This is a genomic window from Arthrobacter pasteuri, from assembly GCF_054510955.1.
In genome coordinates this window covers 263,655-280,213 of the sequence record NZ_JBTNDO010000003.1, presented here as the reverse complement: position 1 = coordinate 280,213, position 16,559 = coordinate 263,655, and the positions used below count along the sequence as shown (strand labels likewise).

Genomic DNA, 16,559 nt, shown 5'->3' with positions numbered 1-16,559 from the left:
AAGTTCCTATCGCTGTCATGATGACTCCAATGTCACAAGCAGCAACGCTCGATGGGATCGGCGGCGTCGCTTTCTACAGGAATACTGCGATCGCAGTTCTCACGATGCCTGAGCTCCTACCGACTGGGCTTGGTGCTCCAGCACCGGCCCAGCACGAAAGGGCCCGCCTTGCTAAGGCCGCCGTCCCTCACCGGAGATGCCGATGACCATGGAGCAAATCAGTAGGCAAGAAGCTGGAAGGTCGCGAGTGAACGGGATATCCCTATGGCGGCGAAAGCATCGCCGATACTTCCTCGAAGGCCGTTCTGCGGCGGTTCGGTGGACAGATCCTACTCCTCCATGCGCTGATACTCCCGTGGTTTACGGGCTGGCTTCGGACTGGACCGCAATCTCATTCCTGACCCTGAACCCCTAAATCCCTGGACTTCTCGGCCCTGTCCGAATACGTCGGCGCCCTATCCATCGACGTGAACTGAGCACGACCGACCGTCCGTATGCGCATCTTCCCCGTGCGTGCCGATGCTCGCGGTTAGTGGTGAGTGGGTCCTCGCTTGCCGTCGAGTGTGCCAGGGGCGGCTGGCCCCATCACGGGCAGCCAAACGATATAGAACAGCGAGGCGAAAAGGAGAACTATCACGCCAAAGAGCATCAGGAAGAACCCACCGAAATCTCCGGAGGCTCCTTCCGATGACCCGAACAAGAACAAAAAAATTCCGTTAGACAGCAGCACAGGGAGGCCAGCGACTGCTAGGAGTATCGCGCCGAATGTCAGCACATCCGGTCGGCACCTCGTTGCTCGGCCGATCAGCATGAAGGCCACCGGGATGGTCGCGCAGAGGGCGGCGGAACCGGCGTGAACGACGGTGAACATCAAGTGCGAGAACATCCAGAGATAGCCCGATAGGAGGGACAGCATCAGTGCTGACAGGCCCGGAAGGGTGCGGAGGAAGGTGGACATGGATCACAGTCCCATGGTCGCGGCGCCCTGCCAATGAACTCGGCGCAACGCGACCGCACGAGCGCATAGTGGCAGTGCAACCCGGTGTGGGAGTACCGGTTTTGGAAGCGCATCAGCACCGAGAACCCCTTTCACCGTAGGCGTTTCTGGCTTCAACCATTAAACCGACGCCGGTAGGACACTTCGCCTTCACTCCGGTTGGGGTGGCGATTCGCCCAGCGTCCACCCACGGAGGCTTCCCTGCTACCCCCGGATCTTATAGCAGGGCCACGGCAGGAGGACAGTGAGATGCATGAGCGCAGCGCGTGTGGCCCTCACCATTACCGGTCAGGTACTGGCGTTCATCGTGATTGTCTTCGGCTTGCTGGCCCTGTTGAGCATCGTGATACCCGATCCTTCGTCGGGGCGCGATGTGACGCCGCTGGAATTCGTGGCGACCGACCCGGACGACGCGGACTGCATCCTCAACCGGGAGGACGTACCGGCGGGGGTGCACGACTTCTCGTTGATCACGGAGGGCTCAGGCGCCACGGTAGAACTGCTCGACGAGACGGGCAACCCGGTGTTCCGAGGCTCCGAGGTGGTCCAGGGACCGACAAACTACAACGTCCTCGAACTCGAGGAGGGCCGGCACACATTGGTCTGCCGATACCCAGGCGGCACCGTGGGGGAGGCAACCCTGGACGTCACCGCCGAATAAGGAGTGCCGGAACCGTGACTAGAGACCACTGTCGCAAACCTGAAAGACTAACGCACTGCTCCTACTGGGATGTGAAAACTGCCGGCGCGGCTAGCGCTTGCTGCTTCCCGAGGGCGCTCAAGCCGGCTCCTGGGAAGGCTGTATTCAGGTGACCCGTCACGTTGTTAGGGGTTTGTCCGTGGCGGATCAACAACAACTTATTCGACCGACCCTACAATGTTCGCCCAGCGGTCGTACGCCTGGTTTCGTCCCGGGGGCTGTCTCGCAAGCGACTCTTCAGGCACGAATCACGGGACCTGCTTGGAAGACACGGTAGCAAGACACGGCAGGCGCAGTAACGACGGGGGAGTAGCGGTGTCTCGTCGCCGTGTGTCGCATCCAACGGTTGCGAGACCGTGAGTTCAAGTGTTCGGTGGCCGCGTACGTCTCGTTAGCTCTAGTTTTTTCGAGACCCCTGCCTCGAGCGTAAGGCGCCCTGTCATTTGGCTTGATGTCGGGATATTCAGACGGTGACGAGCGCAGCCAAGCGTCGCAGAACTGGCCAAACGTCAGGGGAGAGCCCGCTGAACATCCGTCTTACGGGCAGTGGGCGTGCAGTCCGCACCGCGGAGACGACGGCATGGATCCGCAAAGCGGTTGCGTCCTCCCGATCCGTTGCCGACGACGTATGGGTGACTCGGCGCATACCCAACCCGTCAAGGGTGGATCGAGGCTAAGTCAGTGCCGCTGGGAACGCCCGTGCCAGGTCGGAACATCACTGAAGGGACGCGACGCATCGACTCGGGTCACTTTCGCGCCCGATGCCGAGTGTCGTCACTCGGGATGCTGGCTGTGGTCTTCGACGTCTGGTTTCGCCCGCAGGACGTCGGCGATCTCTTCCTCCGGGCGCGGCGCGATGGTCTCGTTAACCTCGAGCTCTGGGACGGTCGGCTCATCCGGGCCGGGAATGTGCTCCTGAGAGAAGTGCTCGTTGTGGGGAGGCACGGGGGATTCCTTCGGTCGGCAACATCCACAGCGTATACCGATTGAGCTGCCGCCGAGCCACGCATCCTCTGCTGCGCACAGGGCGGGCTCGGCGCAACCAGGCTCGCTCGACACGCCAAATAGCGGTGCGAAAGGACGGCCACATAGCCCTGCGATTCACAGTTCGCCGTCACGGGAACAATGCTCGCATCCTCTCGAACGTTGCATTGAGGTACACCCCAACGCAACAGCGCGAATCAGCTCAGACGGTGTGGTTTTAGGGTCGCTTTCCGCCTTTCGCAACACGAACGGCGGAGGGTCTGTACCTGTTGCAACGTCGGGCTGCTGCTCGGCTCACACAGGGCTGGCTGGTGGGCCGGGCTGCAGTCCCATGTCGAACCTGTGGGTGGTGAGTAAGATCGACGAATGACTAGCGCTGAGAACGTGCCGCTGACTTACCCGGAATTCAATGATGAGGGCGATCGGAATCCAGTTCGTCTTCCACTGACGGAAGCATCGGAGCAGTGGGAGGTGGACACTGCTCAGGCTGTGGAGTCCATGGAGCCAGAGGAACCGTGGAGCTTGGGTACGCCCACATCTGAGCCGGACCAGAAGTAGCAGCTGCGCCCAAGTTGTAGGTGAACCACTCGATGCTGTAGCTGAGGGCGAGAAATATCACTAGCGCGCCGGTCACGAACGAATTCCGATGGGCACGCGTAGCGGTGACGCGATGCCACAGGTGGTGCCAAGGCGAGCGCAGCGGGCCCGCGCTGGGCGGCACTACGAGCGCGGGTCCAGGAGCAGGGTCCTGCCCGTCAGCTCCGGGCCCAGGCTGCGCGGATTCAGCCGGCGGCACACCGGTTGCGGCTGCAGCAGACTCGAGCGCGGTACCGGCGCATCCGGGTGCGGGTGTGCTGCGTGCCGCTTCCAGTTCCGCGCAGGAGTAGGAGCGCAGCGAGCTTCCGAGAGGTAGCCGTTTTCTCTATGCACCGCTTCCAGACAGGGCGAGTCGAACGCATTCACTGCGGACCAGATTTCGAGGCCGGCATAGGACCCGTAGGAACGGAGGGTCGACGTGTCGATCTCCAACAAGGGTGCGTTCAGGGCCACCAATCTGCGGAGCTGGTCGTCGGCCACAGCCCCAGTGGGACGTAGGGTGGCCTCGGGACCCGGCACTGATACGAGGAGGGTGGTCGCGGTGATTCCGCCCGCGACGGCCAGTGCGCCCACCGTCCACGCGCGGCGACTCCACCGCACCGCCCGTTGCGTGGACGACCGCGATGAGCCCGTCCCGTTCACTGGCTACGGCAGCGCGACGGACCCGCTCGGAGGCGGTGCCACGGACTCGCGGTCGGCGTCCGAAGGATGGGCGAAGCCCTCCACAGCTGAAAGGTACACCTGTGTGCCGAGCCGGGTCCACGGCACCCACGCGTGCGCAGGCGTCAGCTGGAAGCCGTCCACAAAGCCGGCCAGGGGCACTCATGCCGTAGCAGGGGCGGGCGCAGTGAGAGGGTCCGGCGCGCGGCGTCCGCGACCGTCGTCACTCACGGTCGCGAAGCCCTCGCGCGTCCAGTACTCGAAACCGCCGATGAGTTCGCGCACGTTCGTGTAGCCCAGCAACGCGAGAATCAGTGCGCCGCGGGTGCTGCCGTTGCAGCCTGGTCCCCAGCAGTAGACGACGATCTCGGCGTCCATCCCAGGTGCGACGTCCGCTATGCGTGCTTCGAGGTCTGCGTTGGGGATGTGCACGGCGCCGGGGATGCGGCCCTGGCTCCACGAAGCGGCCGAACGGGTGTCGATGATGAGTGGAGCGCGGCCGGAAGCCCGGTCTGCGGCCAGGTCTGCAGGGTCGGTTTCGTAGGCGAGTTTGGCCGCGAAGAAGTCAGCGGCGGAGAGGGAAGTAGGCATGTGCCAATCGAACCGGTTCCGGCGCCTCGGCGGAATGCCCGATCAACGGTATGAGGGCGTGCTCGGACCCGTTCCCCCGGTAGATTCTTTGGTATGCCCTCGAACCCAAGGCCGGATCTGGACACCACCGATCACGCGATCATCGAGCACCTGCAACAGGACGGCCGGACGAGCGTCGCCCAGCTCGCACGCGCCATCAACCTTTCGCCCAGCGCTACCAGCGATCGCGTGCGGCGCCTCACCGACGGCGGGGTCATCACGGGCTACTCCATCACCGTGGACCCCGAAGCCCTCGGATACAACGTCACGGCATTCGTGCGGCTGGCCTACCCCACGGGCAACTACAAGCCCTTCCACGATCTGGTCGGCTCACTGCCCGAAATCATCGAAGCGCACCACGTCACAGGCGCCGACTGCTTCATCATCAAGGTGCTCGCCCGCTCCATGCGTGACCTTGAGCGCATCACCGGAAAACTTGCCACCCTGGGCGGCATCACCACCAGCGTCGTCTACTCGAGCCCCGTTCCCGCCCGGCACATCGTCCCGGCCTGACGAAGAACCTCTCCAAAGTGCGCCGCCTGTGTGTCTAAGGTGGACACTAAGCGGTGAGGGGGCTCCACATGGCATGCAACGGCTGCACGACATCTTCAGAACTCGACTTCGATTTCAGCATGGCTTTCCAGCCGATCTATGACGCGGTGGACGATCGAGTATGGGGGTATGAGGCCCTGGTAAGAGGCATGTCGGGCGAGGGTGCCCATGAGGTGCTGTCGAACATCTCGCCACAGCAGAAGTACCGCTTCGACCAGGACTGTCGCGTCAAGGCAATCGAGTTGGCCTCGCACCTGTTTCCTGCGGGCGAGCATTTGAGGCTGTCGATCAACTTCATGCCGAACGCGGTCTACGAACCGGCTGCCTGCCTTCGAGCGACGTTGCTCGCGGCTCGGCGGTGCGACTTCCCGACGTCGTCGATCATGTTCGAGTTCACGGAGAACGAGGAGGTCACGGACACCGCCCACCTCACGAACATCATCACCGAGTACCGCAAGCACGGTTTCACCACGGCCATCGATGATTTCGGTGCCGGTCACGCGGGGCTGGGGCTTCTGGTCGACTTCCAGCCAGATCTGATCAAGATCGACATGAAACTCGTTCGAGGAGTCGACACCAGTCCAGCTCGCCGGGCCGTCGTCGCCGGCATCGTAGGCATCGCCGGCGAACTCGGCATCACGGTGCTCGCCGAAGGCATTGAGACCGAGGCCGAGTTCTTGGCGCTGAAGGCGGCCGGTATCCGCCTGTTCCAGGGGTATTGGTTTGCGAAGCCTGCCTTCGAGGAACTTCCGCCGGTTCAGCCGACCGTTCGGGCATCGGCAGGGGTGTGAAGGCCGATGAGGTGCTCGCCCAGCCTCTTGATCCTTGAGCTGCTGCCCGGGTCGATACCGACGCCGGAGACGATGGCGCCCTGCATGAGGACCAGCCAACAGTAGGAGAAGTCCTCGGGGCTCGTCAGCCCCATTGCCGTGGCGGCTTTCTCGACGCTGGAGCGGATGTCGTCCAGGTAGAGGAGAGCGGCAGCTCCGATGGCATGACGCGGTCCGGTCTCCAACAGGGCGCGGATGTAGGGGCAGCCCGCGAAGTCCGGCGCGTGGAACCATTCATCGAAGATGTCGAAGATCGACAGCAACTGCCCCTGGGGAGTATCGGCGCGGCGCTCGCATTCAGCGGAGAGATAGCCGACCGTGAAGAGTTGCTGGCGGCGTTCGAAGAACGCCAGAACCAGATCGTCCTTGGACGGGAAGTGGTGATAGAAGGTCGCTTTGGCGACGCCGGCGGTAGCGATGATCTCGTTCACTCCGACGGCCCGGACGCCCTGCTGCAGAAAGAGGTCGTAGGACGTCGCGAGGATCCGCCCCCGTGCGTCCGTGGCTGGCCCTGTCGTCTCTGTAACCATGGCTTCCTCCGCTGCTGTCCTGTTCCAATCCTAGGGGTAGACAGACTGGTCTGTCCTTCGGGTATGCTGGGGCATCCCGCTGTTCCCCCAAGCAGCCGGGGGCGGAGAGGCGTAAGACCCGATCCCCGGTGCCGGTGGTTCAGAAATGCGCCGTCGGCACCGGCACTCCCCCGGGAGAGCACGTGGCACCCAGGGACATGCGGACCAAGTCGGCGGAGGACTAGACGTGCTGGATGAGTATGTGCAGCAGTGGAGCGCGATCCATACTGCACGGGCAGCCGGCCTGAACCTGGAAGATATTTTCATGACGTTCTTCGCTCTTGCCGGGGACGCCGAGGAGTTGGAAGGTCGAGGGGTACCTTTCCGGCATCATGATGATCCCGGCGCCGCAGCGCGACCTGATGGCGCAGGCCATCAATGAACTGCTCGACAGCACCGGATCCACTGCCGATGGTGCACATTACAGTGACCAGTACGCGGCGTCCCTTTCCGGCTACAGCGATTACCTTCGCCCCCTGACCCTCTCCCCGGACCAGTACGACTTCAGCGCCCCACCCGCTGGGGACCACAGCACCAGCTCCGGAACTGATGCTTTCTCTGCCGTCCACGCCACGGATCCATCCGGGTGCGATCCTCACCTGGATGAGGTCGAGTTCTGGCGCCTGCACGCGTCGTACGAGTCACGGCTGCTCGAGTCCGGGGCGGAGGAACGCTTCGACCGGATCACCCGGCACGCCCGGGATTATTTCGGGGTCAGCTCGGCGTCGATCACATTGATGACGGAGGATCTGCAGGTCATCAAATCCGTCGTCGGGCCCCTGGGTCAGGACCTTCCCCGGGACCTCTCCCTGTGCGCGAGGACCATCGAGCAGGACCGTACCCTTTGTCATCACTGACGCCGGCACCGACCCGGAGTGGCGGGACCATCCCCTCGTGGCAGGCGGACCCGGGGTCCGCTTCTACGCGGGGCATCCTGTCTGCACCCTGGGCGGTTGGCGCATCGGCACCCTCTGCCTCATGGATGATCAACCACGGACCTTCACAAAGCGTGACGCGGAAGCACTCCGGCGCCTGGCTGCGCAGGTGCAGATGTAGGGTTCACCGCGACTCGGCACGACCAGGAAGGCCAGCCTCGATGACCAGGGCCTCGGGCTGCGCGATCCCCGAACGAATGACATGCCGCTTCGGCCCAGCGCGTGTTGTCGCGCGCCTAGAACAGCGGCCAGGGCACCGCCGACATCTCACCGCTCGGAGCCGGAAACCGCCCGGCCGAGCGCAACCGGGTGCAACGTGCGGCGAGTGCAGTGATCTCCTCAGCGGTGAGCAGATCCGCCAGGGCACGTCCCAGCTCGCCCTTCAATTCCTCACTGACACGATCGATGCCCTCGAGTTCCTCGGCGGTCAGCGAATCTCCCAGCCACCCCCACAGCACCGTACGCAGCTTGTGGTCGCTGTGGAACGTGAGCCCGTGGTCCACGCCGTGCCGGTGTCCGTCGCTCAGGGCAAGGATGTGGTCGCCCTTGCGGTCGGCGTTGTTGACGACGACGTCGAAGACCGCCATGCGCCTCAGTGTGGGGGAGTCCTCGTGAATGAGGGCAATCACCTGTCCCGTGTCGTCCCGGCCCTCGAGGACCTGTTTCCAGCCGGTCTCCGGCACGTCATCCGTGGCAACCAGATCCACCGCATGCTGGTTAGGGTCCGTCTCCTGCCAGAGCTGTACCATCCCCTTGCCGAACGGACCATCACGCAGCCAGGTCCGCGGCACGATGTTCCAGCCGAAGACCTCCGAGACGAGATAGGCGGCCACTTCCCGTTCGGCGAGCGTACCGTCAGGGAAGTCCCACAGCGGTTTCTCACCGGCTATCGGCTTGTAGACGACCGCCGCGTCGCCGATGCTCCCCAAAAAGGTGGCGTTCGATGCCGTCGTGATGCGGCCGGTGAGCGTCAGCTCGGCGGTCACCAGGTCGGGCGCCGGCATCAGACCTCGGGAAGGGTGCAGATGTGCCCGTCGGCGTCGATGGGGTAGCCGCAGAACGGGCAGATCGGACGCCCGGCGCCCACGACCTCGCGGGCGCGCTTGGCGAAGGCGCGGGCGGTGCCGACCGGCATGCGGACCCGCAGCATCTCGGGTGCGTCGTCGTCGTCGTCGTGCAGCAATTCGGCGTCGTCGTCGACCTCGGTGATCGGGTAGGCCTCGATGACGATCTGCGCCGTCGTCGGGTCCCACCCCAGGCTCATGACGCCGGTCCGGAACTGCTCCTGAACGGCCTCGAGCTGATCATTGTCGACGAGTTCGATGGGCGTGGTCGTGGGGACGCTGAAGGGGTTGCCTTCGAGGGTGATGAGCTGGTCCAGGATCTCGTCGATCTTCTCGGCGAGCTGGGCCGACTGCTGCTTCTCCATCGCGATACTCACGATCTGTTTCCCTGTGCGTACCTGCAGGTAGAACGTGCGCGCACCCGGAACGCCGATGGTGCCGACGACGACCCGGTCAGGCCAGGCGAACTCGTGAACAGTTGTAGGCATGGGTCTACTTTAGGCTCCCGAGGTCCCGCGCGCCTCGTGTCCTGCGCCACCGCCCACCGGCGCATCATCGGAGGCGGCGCTGTTCGACAACCACGACAGGTCGCCCGCGTCGGTGTTGGTCGCGTAGACGCTCGGTCGGCTCGTGCCGTAGCGCACGATCGACACGGAGGCCGGGCCCACGGTAATGCGCTGGAACAGGTCGAGGTGCATACCGAGTGCGTCGGCAAGGATGGACTTGATGATGTCGCCGTGACTCACCGCCACCCATACGGCCCCTGGCCCGTGCTCGGCTTCGAAGGCTGCATCGTGGCGCCGGATCGCGGCAACGGACCGGGCCTGCATCCCGGCCATGGATTCGCCACCGGGGAAGATGACGGCGGACGGTTGCGACTGCACCACCGGCCACAGATCCTCGGTCGCGAGATCACTGAGCATGCGGCCCTGCCACCGGCCGTAGTCGCACTCGGTGAGATCGGCGTCGAGTGGGGCGTGCGGGGTGCCGGCCTGGCGCTCGAGGATGAACCGGGCGGTCTGCCGACAGCGCTCGAGGGGGCTCGACACCACTCCGACAACGGGCACGGGCGCAAGTCGGTCGCCGGTCGCGGCCGCCTGCTCGCGCCCGATCTCGTCGAGGCTGACGCCGTCGGCCCGTCCGGCCAGCAAGCCTGAGGCATTCGCTGTGGTGCGGCCGTGCCGCACAAGAATTACTGTCGCCATCCGCCCAGCCTAGTCATCCGCTCGACGGCCCATCCTGCGACACCTCGACGGCGGACCGACGTTCATGGTCGGCCGACGCGCATGACCGGCACCTCGAGCCGAGCAGCACCACGGGAATCAATCCGTGCGTTCGTGCGTTGGGCGCTATATCAAGGGGAGTACTCCCGACTGCGATCGACCCGTCATTACGGATGCGCACCAGCATCCCGGCCGATCGGCTCCGGTTCGTCTGGGCGGAGGAGACCTTGGCGCCTATGTCCGACGCCTACCCTTGGGAGCACCCCTCATGCAGGTCACACCTCTGATCTGGTTGATCACCATCGCCGTGACGATCCTCTTCTTCGTCTACGAGTTCTTCGCGCACGTGCGCAAACCCCACGAACCGACCATCGCCGAATCGGCCCGCTGGTCCGCCTTCTACATCGGCCTCGCCCTGCTGTTCGGCGTCGGCATCGGAGTGATGTCCGGCTGGACCTTCGGCGGCGAGTACTTCGCCGGCTACCTCACGGAGAAGGCCCTGTCGATCGACAACCTCTTCGTGTTCCTCATCGTGATGACCGGCTTCGCGGTACCGAAGAAGTACCAGCAGAAGGTGCTGATGATCGGCATCATCATCGCCCTGGTCCTCCGCGGCGCGTTCATCGCCATCGGCGCCGGCCTGATCGCGAACTTCTCCTGGGTCTTCTACCTCTTCGGCGCGCTGCTGCTCGTCCTCGCCTACAAGCAGGCCTTCGGCAGCCACGAGTCGAACCCTGCCGACGGCCGGTTCATGCGGCTCGTCCGCCGCGTCCTGCCTGTCACCGACGAGTACCACCGGGACAGGCTGACCGTGAAGCAGGGCGGCACGCGCTACGTCACGCCGATGCTGCTCACCATCATCGCGATCGGCTTCGTCGACTTCATCTTCGCGGTCGATTCCATCCCCGCGATCTACGGGCTCACCAATGAGGCGTACATCGTCTTCACCGCCAACGCCTTCGCGCTGATGGGCCTGCGCCAGCTGTTCTTCCTCATCGGCGGACTGCTCGAGCGCCTCGTCTACCTGGCGCAGGGACTCGCCGTCATCCTCGCCTTCATCGGCGTGAAGCTCGTGTTCCACGCGCTGCACGTCAACGAGCTGACCTTCATCAACGGCGGTCAGCCCCTCCTCTGGGTCCCCGAGATCCCCATCTGGTTCTCCCTGCTCTTCATCGGCGCCACCATCGCCGTCGCCACGGTCGCGAGCCTGCTAAGGACCTGGGGCGACGGCGACAGGAAAGACCGCGACCAGGTTCACGGCAAGCAGGTGGCGGTGGTCTCCGAGGACCGGGCCGAAGAAGCCCAGGCCGATGAGACCACGAGCTCGACGGCGGGAATCGCCAAGTAGCTGCCGCACCGACAACGGCTCCTGGTGGCCGGGAGCCCGCTCGTTCCGGTTCAGGCAGCGGGAGGCCGCGCCACCAGGACCTCACCGACGCCGTCGAGCACCACGCTGCCGGCGCCGGCCGGCAGCAGCCAGATGCTCCCACGGGGAGCGGACCGGCCCTCGAGGTCGACCGCGCCCTCGCTCACGACCAGTACCGCGAAGCCGGGATCGAGGGATACGTGTCCCTCGACGGGTACTCGCTCGAGGCGGAAGAATGCGTCGGCATCGGGCGGGAACACCGATCCCTCGGCCGGCGCCGTCCGCACGAGGTCCGGAAGCGCTTCGCGGGCTAGCGCCGTCCGCTGAACCGCCGTCAGGGCCACGTCGAAGCCAAGGCCCAGGTGGCCGTCGGCAACGCCGTCGAGCGCGAAGTCCCGCCACTCCAGCAGGATCGAGAGGTCCTCGGGCTGCTGCAGTTCCAGCAGCAGCACGCCGGAGCCGATTGCGTGCAGCACACCCGGCGGCACCCAGACCACGTCACCCGGCGAGACGTCGACCTCGTGCAGCAGCCCGAGCAGCACGTCGACGTCCTGCGCCTCGACGAGGGATGCCAGCTCGGTGTCGCTCACATCCCGAGTGAGGCCGAGGTGGACGGTGCCGCCCTGCAGGATGTACCAGGCCTCGGCCTTGCCGTGGCTGTGCCCGAGATGCCGGGCGGCGAACGCATCGTCGGGATGCGCATGCACGGGGAGCCGTTGGCCGGCGTCGAGCAGTTTCACCAGCAACCGGACGTCGCTGCCCCAGCGAGCCACGTGCTCCGCGCCGAGCCAGTGCTCCGGATCCCCGGCAACGGCGTCCCGGAGCAGGGTGCCGTCGGCGAGCCGGGACAGGCCGAGCTCGGCCTCGCCGAAGATCGTGGTCGTCGAGCCTATCCAGTCCTCCGGCTCGAACTCCGCCGTAGCCGACTCTCCGCGGAAGGCGGTGATGCGCGCGCCGCCGCGGTAGAACCGTTCCGGCGGCCGGTTCGAGGGCAGCCGCTCGATCATGGCTGCGGCTGCCGAACCGGCGCCGTCGACGACCGGACGACCAGCTGCGTGGCCAGCTCGACACGGGTCACGTCCGGCTTCTCGCCGTCCATCTCACGGAGTAGCGCCCGGACGGCCGTCCGGCCCATCTCCCGCAGGGGCTGGGCAACGGTGGTGAGCTGCGGTGAGGTCTGTTCGCTGATGTAGGTCCCGTCGAAGCCCACCACGCTCAACTCACCGGGTACTGAAATGCCCAGTGCATGCGCCTCGGCGAGCACGCCCACGGCGATGCTGTCGGAGGCCGCGAAGATCGCGTGCGGCGGGTGGGCCAGAGCGAGGAGCTGAACCAGGCTGCGGCGCCCGGTCTCCGAGTCGAAGTTGCCCGCCAGGACGTAGTCCTCCGAGATCCGGATACCGCGTTCGAGGAGGGCGGCGACGTAGCCGTGCTCGCGGTCCTGGCTGCATTCGGCGCTGGCAGGTCCACCGATGAACGCGATGCGGGTATGGCCGAGGCCCAGCAGATGCTCCGTGGCGGCCTTCCCTCCGGCCCAGTTCGTGGCACCCACGCTCGCCACACCCGGCCCGGGAGGATTGATCGGGTCGATGAGCACCACGGCGATGCCTCGCTTCTTCACTTCCTTGATCTCCCGCGGAGACCACCGGGACGTGACGAGGAGCAGGCCGCGGCGACCGGACGCCTGCATCTTCTCGGCACGCTCGCCGGCAGGAAGGTGCGTGAGGCCCGTCTTGGACAGGACGACCTCGGCGCCGTGCTGCTCCGCGCACTCGAGGATCCCGTCCATCACCTCCGAGTAGTACGCCGTCGCCACGCTGTCCACGGCGACGTCGATCAGCGTGGACGCCGGAGGCGCAAGGGCGAGGCGTTGACCGGGTGGCTGATACTCGGACGTCCGGAGTGCTTCCAGGACCCGCTTCCTGGTGGCCGGGGCGACATCCTCCCGGCCGTTGATCACCTTCGACACCGTCGGAGTCGACACTCCGGCAAGAGCTGCGACGGACGCCAGCGTGGCCCTCGTTCGAACTTTAGTTTCCGACAATGTTTCGAGATCCTCTCCGGGGTGGGCCTGCCCCCATCCTGCCCGAGCCTGGCGGAAGAGTCGAGGGGTGGAGGAACCTCCCTGCGAAATTGGTGCACAGCAGGGCATTGACCGATGGATGTGACGCAGGTAACTTTGCGTTTGTTAGTTTTGTTGTTATCGAAAACATTTCGAATCTCTTCCGCAGCGTGGCGGTCAGCGACCGCATACCCGCGGAGTTGACCTGCCCATCTCAGCCGGCCTCGTGCCTCGAGCTGAGTCGACTTACGGAAGAACTGATGAAAATGCGAACAACCACCTCCCTGATCTCGGCGGCCTCCGCCATCACCCTGGCCCTCAGCCTCTCCGCCTGCGGATCGAGCGGCCCCGCCGACCCTGCAGCGGATTCCGCGTCACCGACGATGTGGGCGCTGACCGGCAGCAGCGAGAAGATCTTCCGCTCGTCCGTCGAGACCTGGAACGAGGAGCACGCAGACGACAAGATCAACCAGGAATTCTTCGCCAACGACGCCTACAAGACCAAGGTCCGCACCGCGGTCGGAGCAGGCGAGGGACCCACGTTCATCTACGGCTGGGGCGGTGGCGTGCTGAAGTCCTACGTCGACGCCGGCCACGTCAGCGAGCTGGACGAGTTCCTGGCCGAGAACCCCGAGGTCAAGGACCGCTACATCCCGTCCGTCCTCGAGAACGGTGTGATCGACGGCAAGACCTACGCCCTGCCCAACAACAACATGCAGCCGGTCGTCCTCTACTACAACAAGCAGGTCTTCGAGGACATGGGCGTCGAGCCCCCCGAGACCTGGGACGACCTGATGGCCCTGGTCCCCAAGTTCAACGACGCGGGTATCGCGCCCTTCTCCCTGGCGGGCCAGTCGAAGTGGCCGAACCTGATGTGGTTGTCCTACCTCGTGGACCGTATCGGCGGACCCGAGGTCTTCCAGGCGATCCTGGACGGAGAAGAGGATGCCTGGTCCGATCCGGCGGTGATCGAGGCGCTCACGAAGATCCAGGAACTGGTCGACGCCGGCGGCTTCGTCAACGGATTCTCCTCGATCGCTGCCGATGCCGGAGCCGACAGCGCCCTCCTGTACACCGACAAGGCAGCGATGATGCTCCACGGCGGCTGGGTCTACCAGAACCTGAAGAACGACGCCCCGGAGTTCGTCGAGTCGGGAGAGGTCGGTTTCGTGCCGTTCCCCGAGGTCGAGGGCGGTGCAGGCGACCCCGCCAACGTGGTGGGCAACCCCGCGAACATGTGGTCCGTCTCCTCCACGGCCTCCGATCAGCAGAAGGAATCCGCGCTGAACTACCTCAAGGACGGACTGTTCAGCGAGGAGTACACGCAGGCCATGATCGATTCCGGCGCGGTTCCCGCCGTCAACGGCATCGAGGACCAGCTCGCCGCGTCCGAGGACAAGGACTTCGTGGAGTTCGTCTACGGTCTGGCACAGGATGCGCCGAGCTTCCAGCTCTCCTGGGACCAGGCGCTGAGCCCCGCCCAGGGTGACGCCATGCTCGCGAACCTCGACCAGATCTTCATCGGCGAGATCACCCCCGAAGAGTTCGCCGAGAACATGAACGCAACCCTGGGCAAATGAGCACGCTGCTGAAGCCGAAGCCCGCGATGAAGGTGCGGGGCGCCCGGGCGGAAGGCCCCTCGGCGTGGATGGTCGTCCCGGCGCTGGTCTTCTTCCTGGTCTTTGCCGTCCTGCCCCTGCTCGGCGTGGTGTTCCTCAGTTTCACCAACTGGAACGGACTGGGTGCGATCACCTGGGCCGGCCTGGAGAGCTGGCGAACCGCCCTCATGGACTCGGTGACGATGAACGCGCTGATCGTCACGCTGAAGATCATGGTCTACTCGCTCCTGGTGCAGGTCCCGATCAGCCTCCTGCTGGGGGTCTTCACGGCGGGGAACCAGCGCTACCGGGCGGTGCTGGCCGTCCTGTACTTCGTCCCGCTGCTGCTCTCGTCCGCTGCAGTGGCGATCGCGTTCAAGGCATTGCTGGATCCCAACTTCGGCATGGGACCGGGCCTGGGCCTGCCATTCCTCGCCCAGAACTGGCTCGGCAGTGCCGACCTGGTGCTGTTCGTGGTCATCTTCGTCATCGCCTGGCAGTTCGTCCCCTTCCACACGCTCATCTACCAGGGCGGTGTGCGCCAGATCCCGGCGTCCTTCTACGAGGCGGCACAGATCGACGGCGCGGGCCGGATGCAGCAGTTCTTCCACATCACGCTGCCCCAGCTGAAGTACACCATCATCACCTCGTCCACCCTCATGGTGCTTGGTTCGCTGGCGTACTTCGACCTGATCTTCGTCCTCACGGCCGGCGGTCCGGGGTACGCCACCCGACTCCTGCCACTGCACATGTACCTCACCGGCTTCCGGGCCAATGACATGGGCGCAGCGAGCGCCCTCGGCGTCATCCTCGTGGTGATCGGCCTGGGCCTCGCCCTCGTCCTGCAACGCCTCGGCGGCAAGAACCGCAGCTCAAGCCAGTTGGAAGGAGCGTAGGTCCATGGCACTCGTCGCCGAACCCGCGCAGGACACCGCACCCCAGCCCAGGGCCCGTTCACAGGGGAAGCCGGTGGGCAGGACCTCACCGAACCTCCTCGGGGGACTCGGAGGATGGGTGTGGCTCGCGCTGATCATCCTGCCCGTCTACTACGTGATCATCACGAGCCTGAAGAACCAGGCGGGCTTCTTCGGGTCGAATCCGTTGGCTCCACCCACGGAGCCGACCCTGGCGAACTATCGGACCGTCCTGGAAGCGGACTTCGTCCGGTACTTCGTGAACAGTGTCATCGTGACGCTGGGCAGTGTCATCCCGGCCGTGATCGTCTCGTTCATGGCGGCGTATGCGGTGGTGAGGGGGAGTGGGCGCATCATCGGGTCCGCCCACACGCTGTTCCTGATGGGACTCGCCATCCCGCTGCAGGCAACCATCATCCCCATCTACTTCATGATCACGAAGGCGCAGCTCTATGACACCCTGCTCGCACTGATCCTGCCGTCGATCGCCTTCGCCATCCCCATCTCGGTGCTGATCCTGTCGAACTTCCTCCGGGACGTCCCGCGGGAGCTCTTCGAATCCATGAGGCTCGACGGCTGCTCGGAGTTCACCATGATGTGGCGCCTGGCCCTGCCGCTGGTCCGTCCTGCGGTCGTCACCATCGCCATCTACAACGCGCTCCATGTCTGGAACGGGTTCCTCTTCCCGCTGATCCTCACGCAGAGTCCCGACAAGCGGGTCCTGCCGCTCTCGCTCTGGGCGTTCCAGGACGAGTTCAGCGTGAACATCCCGGCGGTCCTCGCCGCCGTCGTGCTCTCCACACTCCCGCTGGTCGTCCTCTACGTGCTGGCCCGCCGCCAGCTCGTGAGCGGACTGACCGCCGGTTTCAACAAGTAGA

At 65.0% G+C, this 16,559-nt stretch carries 20 protein-coding genes; 10 read left to right on the top strand and 10 right to left on the bottom strand.

The annotated features are described in order from the left end of the window. Window positions 1-529: 529 nt before the first annotated feature. Window positions 530-958, bottom strand: coding sequence for a hypothetical protein (locus ACX80H_RS14560; RefSeq protein WP_459314106.1), 429 nt, complete (start codon window positions 956-958; stop codon window positions 530-532). A 292-nt stretch (window positions 959-1,250) separates the two neighbouring features. Here ACX80H_RS14560 and ACX80H_RS14555 point away from each other — a divergent pair, with 292 nt between their 5' ends. Further along, window positions 1,251-1,658 carry a hypothetical protein gene (locus ACX80H_RS14555; protein ID WP_459314105.1) on the top strand — a complete coding sequence of 136 codons (408 nt, stop codon included), beginning with the start codon at window positions 1,251-1,253 and terminating at the stop codon, window positions 1,656-1,658. A 61-nt stretch (window positions 1,659-1,719) separates the two neighbouring features. Here ACX80H_RS14555 and ACX80H_RS14550 read toward each other — a convergent pair whose 3' ends face one another. From ACX80H_RS14550 to ACX80H_RS14540, 3 genes are all read right to left on the bottom strand, one after another. Beyond that, window positions 1,720-1,848 (bottom strand): histidine phosphatase family protein, encoded by a 129-nt coding sequence (locus tag ACX80H_RS14550; protein WP_459314104.1) that lies wholly within the window; start codon window positions 1,846-1,848, stop codon window positions 1,720-1,722. Window positions 1,849-2,471: 623 nt separating this feature from the next. Next, a complete protein-coding gene (locus tag ACX80H_RS14545) occupies window positions 2,472-2,642 on the bottom strand; it encodes a hypothetical protein (RefSeq protein ID WP_459314103.1) in 171 nt (56 codons plus the stop codon). A 1,458-nt stretch (window positions 2,643-4,100) separates the two neighbouring features. Next, window positions 4,101-4,529, bottom strand: a complete 429-nt coding sequence (locus ACX80H_RS14540) for a rhodanese-like domain-containing protein (protein WP_459314102.1) — start codon at window positions 4,527-4,529, stop codon at window positions 4,101-4,103. Between the two features lie 93 nt (window positions 4,530-4,622). Between ACX80H_RS14540 and ACX80H_RS14535 the strand changes: the two genes are divergently transcribed. Continuing rightward, window positions 4,623-5,081, top strand: a complete 459-nt coding sequence (locus ACX80H_RS14535) for an Lrp/AsnC family transcriptional regulator (protein WP_459314101.1) — start codon at window positions 4,623-4,625, stop codon at window positions 5,079-5,081. Window positions 5,082-5,149: 68 nt separating this feature from the next. Next, on the top strand, window positions 5,150-5,911 hold the full coding sequence (locus tag ACX80H_RS14530) for an EAL domain-containing protein (RefSeq protein ID WP_459314100.1): 762 nt from the start codon (window positions 5,150-5,152) through the stop codon (window positions 5,909-5,911). Here ACX80H_RS14530 and ACX80H_RS14525 read toward each other — a convergent pair. After that, window positions 5,878-6,480 (bottom strand): TetR/AcrR family transcriptional regulator, encoded by a 603-nt coding sequence (locus tag ACX80H_RS14525; protein ID WP_459314099.1) that lies wholly within the window; start codon window positions 6,478-6,480, stop codon window positions 5,878-5,880. The genes ACX80H_RS14530 and ACX80H_RS14525 overlap by 34 nt on opposite strands. Before the next feature lie 226 nt (window positions 6,481-6,706). On the opposite strand from ACX80H_RS14525, the gene ACX80H_RS14520 reads away from it, so the two are divergent. The 3 genes from ACX80H_RS14520 to ACX80H_RS14510 are packed head-to-tail and all read left to right on the top strand — an operon-like array spanning window position 6,707 to window position 7,575. Continuing rightward, on the top strand, window positions 6,707-6,901 hold the full coding sequence (locus ACX80H_RS14520; protein ID WP_459314098.1) for a hypothetical protein: 195 nt from the start codon (window positions 6,707-6,709) through the stop codon (window positions 6,899-6,901). Further along, complete coding sequence (locus ACX80H_RS14515; RefSeq protein WP_459314097.1) at window positions 6,882-7,376, top strand: hypothetical protein; 495 nt, start codon at window positions 6,882-6,884, stop codon at window positions 7,374-7,376. The genes ACX80H_RS14520 and ACX80H_RS14515 overlap by 20 nt, the downstream gene beginning before the upstream one ends. Then, complete coding sequence (locus tag ACX80H_RS14510) at window positions 7,267-7,575, top strand: GAF domain-containing protein (RefSeq protein WP_459314120.1); 309 nt, start codon at window positions 7,267-7,269, stop codon at window positions 7,573-7,575. The genes ACX80H_RS14515 and ACX80H_RS14510 overlap by 110 nt, the downstream gene beginning before the upstream one ends. Window positions 7,576-7,690: 115 nt before the next feature. On the opposite strand, the gene ACX80H_RS14505 is transcribed toward ACX80H_RS14510, so the two are convergent. The 3 genes from ACX80H_RS14505 to ACX80H_RS14495 are packed head-to-tail and all read right to left on the bottom strand — an operon-like array spanning window position 7,691 to window position 9,723. Further along, the gene (locus tag ACX80H_RS14505; protein WP_459314096.1) at window positions 7,691-8,458 is read right to left on the bottom strand and encodes an Rv2133c family protein; all 768 of its coding nucleotides are present in this window, start codon (window positions 8,456-8,458) and stop codon (window positions 7,691-7,693) included. After that, window positions 8,458-9,006, bottom strand: a complete 549-nt coding sequence (locus tag ACX80H_RS14500) for an Rv2134c family protein (protein WP_459314095.1) — start codon at window positions 9,004-9,006, stop codon at window positions 8,458-8,460. The genes ACX80H_RS14505 and ACX80H_RS14500 overlap by 1 nt, the downstream gene beginning before the upstream one ends. A 9-nt stretch (window positions 9,007-9,015) precedes the next feature. Then, on the bottom strand, window positions 9,016-9,723 hold the full coding sequence (locus tag ACX80H_RS14495; protein ID WP_459314094.1) for a histidine phosphatase family protein: 708 nt from the start codon (window positions 9,721-9,723) through the stop codon (window positions 9,016-9,018). A gap of 286 nt (window positions 9,724-10,009) precedes the next feature. Between ACX80H_RS14495 and ACX80H_RS14490 the strand changes: the two genes are divergently transcribed. After that, window positions 10,010-11,089 (top strand): TerC family protein, encoded by a 1,080-nt coding sequence (locus ACX80H_RS14490; RefSeq protein WP_459314093.1) that lies wholly within the window; start codon window positions 10,010-10,012, stop codon window positions 11,087-11,089. A 50-nt stretch (window positions 11,090-11,139) separates the two neighbouring features. Here ACX80H_RS14490 and ACX80H_RS14485 read toward each other — a convergent pair whose 3' ends face one another. Both ACX80H_RS14485 and ACX80H_RS14480 read right to left on the bottom strand, forming a co-directional pair. Further along, entirely contained in the window at window positions 11,140-12,114 is a 975-nt protein-coding gene (locus ACX80H_RS14485; RefSeq protein WP_459314091.1) for a class I mannose-6-phosphate isomerase, read from the bottom strand. Then, complete coding sequence (locus tag ACX80H_RS14480) at window positions 12,111-13,151, bottom strand: LacI family DNA-binding transcriptional regulator (RefSeq protein WP_459314090.1); 1,041 nt, start codon at window positions 13,149-13,151, stop codon at window positions 12,111-12,113. The genes ACX80H_RS14485 and ACX80H_RS14480 overlap by 4 nt, the downstream gene beginning before the upstream one ends. Before the next feature lie 278 nt (window positions 13,152-13,429). Between ACX80H_RS14480 and ACX80H_RS14475 the strand changes: the two genes are divergently transcribed. Genes ACX80H_RS14475 through ACX80H_RS14465 form a run of 3 tightly spaced genes read left to right on the top strand, consistent with a single transcriptional unit; the run spans window position 13,430 to window position 16,558 of the window. Continuing rightward, window positions 13,430-14,749 carry an extracellular solute-binding protein gene (locus tag ACX80H_RS14475; protein WP_459314089.1) on the top strand — a complete coding sequence of 440 codons (1,320 nt, stop codon included), beginning with the start codon at window positions 13,430-13,432 and terminating at the stop codon, window positions 14,747-14,749. A gap of 26 nt (window positions 14,750-14,775) precedes the next feature. Beyond that, complete coding sequence (locus ACX80H_RS14470) at window positions 14,776-15,663, top strand: carbohydrate ABC transporter permease (RefSeq protein ID WP_459314119.1); 888 nt, start codon at window positions 14,776-14,778, stop codon at window positions 15,661-15,663. Window positions 15,664-15,667: 4 nt separating this feature from the next. Then, window positions 15,668-16,558, top strand: a complete 891-nt coding sequence (locus ACX80H_RS14465; protein ID WP_459314088.1) for a carbohydrate ABC transporter permease — start codon at window positions 15,668-15,670, stop codon at window positions 16,556-16,558. The last annotated feature ends 1 nt before the right edge of the window (window position 16,559 follow it).

Excerpts from the sequence above, each read along its gene's own strand:
- ACX80H_RS14560 (WP_459314106.1), bottom strand. The coding sequence starts at position 958 with ATGTCCACCTTCCTCCGCACCCTTCCGGGCCTGTCAGCACTGATGCTG.
- ACX80H_RS14555 (WP_459314105.1), top strand. The coding sequence starts at position 1,251 with ATGAGCGCAGCGCGTGTGGCCCTCACCATTACCGGTCAGGTACTGGCG.
- ACX80H_RS14540 (WP_459314102.1), bottom strand. The coding sequence starts at position 4,529 with ATGCCTACTTCCCTCTCCGCCGCTGACTTCTTCGCGGCCAAACTCGCC.
- ACX80H_RS14535 (WP_459314101.1), top strand. The coding sequence starts at position 4,623 with ATGCCCTCGAACCCAAGGCCGGATCTGGACACCACCGATCACGCGATC.
- ACX80H_RS14530 (WP_459314100.1), top strand. The coding sequence starts at position 5,150 with ATGGCATGCAACGGCTGCACGACATCTTCAGAACTCGACTTCGATTTC.
- ACX80H_RS14525 (WP_459314099.1), bottom strand. The coding sequence starts at position 6,480 with ATGGTTACAGAGACGACAGGGCCAGCCACGGACGCACGGGGGCGGATC.
- ACX80H_RS14515 (WP_459314097.1), top strand. The coding sequence starts at position 6,882 with ATGGCGCAGGCCATCAATGAACTGCTCGACAGCACCGGATCCACTGCC.
- ACX80H_RS14505 (WP_459314096.1), bottom strand. The coding sequence starts at position 8,458 with ATGCCGGCGCCCGACCTGGTGACCGCCGAGCTGACGCTCACCGGCCGC.
- ACX80H_RS14500 (WP_459314095.1), bottom strand. The coding sequence starts at position 9,006 with ATGCCTACAACTGTTCACGAGTTCGCCTGGCCTGACCGGGTCGTCGTC.
- ACX80H_RS14495 (WP_459314094.1), bottom strand. The coding sequence starts at position 9,723 with ATGGCGACAGTAATTCTTGTGCGGCACGGCCGCACCACAGCGAATGCC.
- ACX80H_RS14490 (WP_459314093.1), top strand. The coding sequence starts at position 10,010 with ATGCAGGTCACACCTCTGATCTGGTTGATCACCATCGCCGTGACGATC.
- ACX80H_RS14485 (WP_459314091.1), bottom strand. The coding sequence starts at position 12,114 with ATGATCGAGCGGCTGCCCTCGAACCGGCCGCCGGAACGGTTCTACCGC.
- ACX80H_RS14475 (WP_459314089.1), top strand. The coding sequence starts at position 13,430 with ATGAAAATGCGAACAACCACCTCCCTGATCTCGGCGGCCTCCGCCATC.
- ACX80H_RS14470 (WP_459314119.1), top strand. The coding sequence starts at position 14,776 with ATGAAGGTGCGGGGCGCCCGGGCGGAAGGCCCCTCGGCGTGGATGGTC.
- ACX80H_RS14465 (WP_459314088.1), top strand. The coding sequence starts at position 15,668 with ATGGCACTCGTCGCCGAACCCGCGCAGGACACCGCACCCCAGCCCAGG.